The following is a 4,754-nucleotide window of genomic DNA, read 5'->3' on the forward strand; positions in this document are numbered from 1 at the left end:
GGCCCTCCCTTACTATGAGCTATAATATTAACTTTTTTTCCCCCAAAATGGTTACTGATTTCAGCAAGTTGTGATGCTAATAGCCTACCATTAGTATATTGGCTTACTGAACCATTTCCGGCCGCATCATAGAGCTGAACAAAAACAGTTTGGTAACCCGCTTCATATGCTTTTGTATACATATCATTGACACCATGATATTCCGTTTCTCCGTACCAGCTAGTTGAACTACCATTTTTCCCTTGAACAAATACGATTGGTGGTTTATTTACATCTAGATTAGGCGGGATATCTCCTAGAAACCAATCCCCTGGTGTGAAAGTTTCAGATGGCGGCTTTAATTTTCCTGCCGAGGTAATGTCTGGCTTAACCATAACTAATATTGTTGAAATGAGGACTAGAAAAACGATATATTTAATTAAATTTCTTTTCAATTATTATCTCCTCCTAAACCTCTTTTTGAATTTTCCGAATATCCAAAACCTCCTTTTACCATTTTACAAGTCTTTATTAAGTGTATATTTGTGCTTTAGCAATCTATTACCTGCAATCTTTCTAAAAATGAGTGAAAAAAACTAGAGATATTTCAACAAGGTAGAGATAAAGTATGACTAGTATATCTATATCTTATTAATAAACATAGGTCCATCTCATTTAAGAGGAACTCTCATAAATAAAATCTCGTAAAATCTGTAGCAGGTGCACTTCGGCCAATTTTTGGTTCAAAAAAAGGGTTACAACATTTTTATCGGCATTAGGATGAGAAAACAAAAAGCCAACATTATAAAATGTCGACTCAATCAATACAACCCCATAATAGGAAAGTCAATAATGTTTATGCTGACCTTATCATTTTTCATATTAAACTTATCAAAGCTCTAGTTTAATGATATCTAATTAGCATCATGTATCATCTTACCATCCATATAGGTGAAGATATGAACCCCTTCCTTTTCCAATAATACTGGCAGGTAGTGAGGTATTTTCTCTGGAATACCAAGGTTTTGAGAGTCGAGTATCCAGTCAATTGACTTCCAATCTAAAATACCTTCTCGCATTTTCTTTGGTGTCTCATAGACATGACTGCTATCTAACTCACCTAAAAAAACATGAAGCCCATCGATTACACCCTCTGAAGTTTCCCATGTTATTGTACCTTGTGAGAAAAAATCTTCTAAGTGTATACCAGTTTCTTCCTCTACTTCACGCAGAGCAGCTTCCTCTGGTGATTCTCCTCTTTCAATTTTTCCTCCCACACCGTTCCAAACTCCCATAATTGGCGCTTTTTCTCTATTAAGCATGAGCAATTTACTCCCTTGCTTAATAAAACAAACTGTATATTTGAACGACCTCATAATCCAACACCTCTAATAGAATATATTACTTTAAATTATTAATTAGATTATTCTTAAATCACTGCATTATCAGCTTACTAACTTTCTTTGTGGCATCATCCCATTATCGAACAAAAAAGCCAACATTAATTAGATTGACCTATACTGATTCTTATTTTGTTCTTCTAGTTAGATCGTATATTTGCCTATTTTCAGAATAAGATTTCTTCATAAAAAAAGCCATTTGTTTTGTATTTTCCCCAAAGGCTTTTTTTTTCACAACTTCAACTTTTCTTTTGCTTAGGAGTAGTGAATTCCCGATAGTATAGAAGTTTTCTATGTTTTGTCGAATTAATTTCCATACAAAGGATAGGGTGACAGCATTTCAAATTCTTCACTTCAAATATAGCACACAACTATTGAACAGAAGYAGATAGGACAATAAGCAAAGAACCTGCGCTAGAGGGTTTAACATTTTATACGTTTTATATACATATTACCTTCTTTAATTGTTACTATATTAGGTAAATATCTCCGCTGGACAGTTACAATTGCACATCCGAATGTATCCAAAAGATTAAAGTCACTTTCTTAGAGAAGATTATTAAATTGAAATTAGGGTATTATTATCGATGATTAGACATGAAATTCAGGATGATTTGCCTTTCTATAAGGAACAAGCCCTATCTCCTACAAAGGAAAGAGGGCTCAAATATTTTTATTAATCTTATTTGCAATTTCTTCGAATGCGCCACTGTCCAATTGCTCCTAGTCTTAGTGTACTATATAATTCATTTCATAGATTGTAATTAAATCCTTTCTTTTCAATAACTCATGTTGCCTTCCAAAAACAAATAGATTGTCTTTCTGGATTTGATCCAAGAGTCCTTTTTTAATCAGCAGTTTTAAATAAAAAACCGTAAACTTCACTAAGGTAACTATCTAGGTTTACTTTCAACACAACTTCACCTGTGGATGGATCCATTACAATTGAATCACCCAATAAAATTCCATGGCCATAATAATCAATGCCTGCATGTTCTGGTTGCGCTTTAAAGCTAAGAAAACCTAACTTTAGAGTCTGAGAAATTTTCGGATGTTTGATTTCTTTAGGCACTTAACTCGCCTCCTTTATACTCGTATTTCACACCAACAACAGGTAAATTAATTTCTGTGATAAGCTCGTCCTTGCGATTAAACAATTTGAATACTCCATCGTGTAAGATAATGTCCTCAACAATTTCTCCACCAAATTCTCTACCAATCGAAATGGTATTAACAACTGCTCCTGAAACTACCTCAAATGATTTAATTTCTCTTTCCACTTTATCCACCTTCCCAATTGTTTTCTCAAATCATCATAAGTATGGATTTTTGAGAAAACTCTATTTTTAGTCTGGTTTTCCAGTGGCACTTTCGGATGATTTTCAATATAATAAATCCGGCTTCTTCAGTCATTAACCAAAAGATAACATCACTCATATGACTTAATTCCTTTAATACGACCATCAGCCATATTGTTATACAAGTGTTTTATTTTCCGAACTGTTAGATAATCCCTTCACCCAAAGATGTTTAAAGCAATGTTCTTTTATATCCTAAAACGTTCGCCTTTGTTCCCATATAATTGAGTGGTTTTATTACCCCATTCAAAAAGGGTTGCTCAATCACTTGTTGTTAAGTCAGATGGTAAACTTGCCCCTTAACTACACTTAAAGTGTATGTCAGGGTCAAAAAAAATGATATCGTCAATCGAAAAACCAACGCACTCTGCAAACAAAAAAGCCTTATCAATACGTAAAGGAATTTTATATTGCTCGTAATCAATATAGGTTCTCTTGGCCATTCCTAGCACTTTTGCCATTTCTTCTTGTGTTAAACCTTTATACTTTCTCGCCTGTTTGATTGTAAACTTTATATTTGTCACATCTTGTCACCTCCTGTCTAAAAAAATAATATCACACTTGAAGTATAGTTAACAACATATTGTTGTAAAATTCACACACTTTAAGTTTACTCATATTCACTCATAGTGTATATTCAAGATAGAGGTGAAGAAATATGCACATTGGAGAACGAATTAAAAAGTTAAGAAAAGAACGAAGAATGACCCAAGAAGATTTAGCAAAAATATTAAAAGTTGCTCCTACAGCAGTATCAGCCTGGGAATCGGGGCGAAACAAACCTTTAATGGATAAATTAAGCCTGATGTCTACGTGCTTTGATATACCGCTTTCACATCTCATTGAAGGATCACCTACAGTTGAAGATGATCCTTCAATGGAATATTTAAACGAGAAGAACGTCAGATTTATTGGTGTTTACGGAAATATCCCTGCTGGTGAACCGAATTTTGCCCGAGAGTATATTGAAGCCTATATGCCTACTTTAAATTCTATGCTAGATACAAACAAAGAATATTTTTACCTTAAGGTAAATGGCAACAGCATGAATAAAGAATTCAGCGACGGCTCACTTATCCTAGTTGAAAAAACAACCTATGTTGAAAGGGGTAAAATTGGTGTGGTCTTAGTAAATGGTCATGATGCTACAGTCAAAAAAGTGAACATTTTCGAAGAAAACATCACACTGATTCCATCCAGCACAGATCCATTTTATGAAGAAAAAACTTATAATATCAAAAAAGATCGGGTTCGAATATTAGGAAAAGTAGTTCAAGCAATAAAAATATACGATTGATAATTCCAATCGTGAGCAATTTAAGATGGGCGAAGGTTCACCCTCTTTTAGATGTTTTGTCATTTAATTTATTTCTCTATCAAGGAAGCCCTGGTCATTTTCATCTATCAACCAGGTTGGACCTTTATTAATTTTTGCAGCAATCCCACAAAATCTACCGCACAATAAGAAGAACCCTTTTTTATCGTAGGATTCTAATATTTATCAAGTCAGGTTTTTCATTCTTTTAATTTCGGTTATACTATCGTTCACAACCACTTATAAGATTCGTATAATTAGAGTATTATATTTCGCCTCTGTAGCTCTAGAAGGGAAGAGCGCCGGAAAACATTGTAGCCACCGGGTCGCAAGGTAAGGGTTTCAGAAGCACCGAAAAGCAAATAAGCTGCGGCAGGTGCAATTCCTGCCGGTGAAAATCCGTAGGGAAGCGTGTTCTCCCCTATCCTATGCTTACGAAAGGAGTGCGGGTTCGAATCCCGTCAGAGGCTTTCACTTCCTATTGCACAAGTTGCCTTGTTTCCATCTGTTGTAAGGTTCTTCAATGAAGTTACTGCCACTGTTACAGGTGCAGGAATTTAACAATTGCAGTTGAAGACTTCTGGACTGACACAGGAGCAGATGCTACTACACTTCCGGCTTTAGCAACAGATAATAGTTACTTTAATGGTTATGTTAATGGTGTACTATAGTACTATAGATGGATGATCTATTAACCTCTAT

General features: G+C 34.7%; 7 protein-coding genes. 2 read left to right on the forward strand and 5 right to left on the reverse strand.

All coding sequences use genetic code 11. From position 1 onward, the window contains the following. From AC1DUW_RS21205 to AC1DUW_RS21225, 5 genes are all read right to left on the reverse strand, one after another. Positions 1-374 (reverse strand): esterase/lipase family protein (locus AC1DUW_RS21205; RefSeq protein ID WP_477643384.1); only part of this gene is annotated, 374 nt, incomplete at its 3' end. A 519-nt stretch (positions 375-893) separates the two neighbouring features. Next, positions 894-1,355: an NUDIX hydrolase gene (locus tag AC1DUW_RS21210; protein ID WP_083450702.1), complete on the reverse strand. Its 462-nt coding sequence runs from the start codon at positions 1,353-1,355 to the stop codon at positions 894-896. Between the two features lie 871 nt (positions 1,356-2,226). After that, on the reverse strand, positions 2,227-2,451 hold the full coding sequence (locus AC1DUW_RS21215; protein WP_236694882.1) for a YqaI family protein: 225 nt from the start codon (positions 2,449-2,451) through the stop codon (positions 2,227-2,229). After that, entirely contained in the window at positions 2,444-2,659 is a 216-nt protein-coding gene (locus AC1DUW_RS21220) for a hypothetical protein (protein ID WP_053345505.1), read from the reverse strand. The genes AC1DUW_RS21215 and AC1DUW_RS21220 overlap by 8 nt, the downstream gene beginning before the upstream one ends. Positions 2,660-3,036: 377 nt before the next feature. Then, positions 3,037-3,261 carry a helix-turn-helix transcriptional regulator gene (locus tag AC1DUW_RS21225; RefSeq protein WP_236694881.1) on the reverse strand — a complete coding sequence of 75 codons (225 nt, stop codon included), beginning with the start codon at positions 3,259-3,261 and terminating at the stop codon, positions 3,037-3,039. Between the two features lie 134 nt (positions 3,262-3,395). On the opposite strand from AC1DUW_RS21225, the gene AC1DUW_RS21230 reads away from it, so the two are divergent. After that, a complete protein-coding gene (locus AC1DUW_RS21230; RefSeq protein WP_053345504.1) occupies positions 3,396-4,034 on the forward strand; it encodes a LexA family protein in 639 nt (212 codons plus the stop codon). Between the two features lie 581 nt (positions 4,035-4,615). Then, positions 4,616-4,723, forward strand: coding sequence for a DUF4183 domain-containing protein (locus AC1DUW_RS21235; protein ID WP_407946278.1), 108 nt, complete (start codon positions 4,616-4,618; stop codon positions 4,721-4,723). Positions 4,724-4,754 lie beyond the last annotated feature (31 nt).

It is taken from the genome of Peribacillus sp. P4_C12, assembly GCF_056402095.1.

Bases quoted from the DNA above. Each gene is read 5' to 3' on its own strand.
- AC1DUW_RS21210 (WP_083450702.1), bottom strand. From the start codon at position 1,355: ATGAGGTCGTTCAAATATACAGTTTGTTTTATTAAGCAAGGGAGTAAA.
- AC1DUW_RS21230 (WP_053345504.1), top strand. From the start codon at position 3,396: ATGCACATTGGAGAACGAATTAAAAAGTTAAGAAAAGAACGAAGAATG.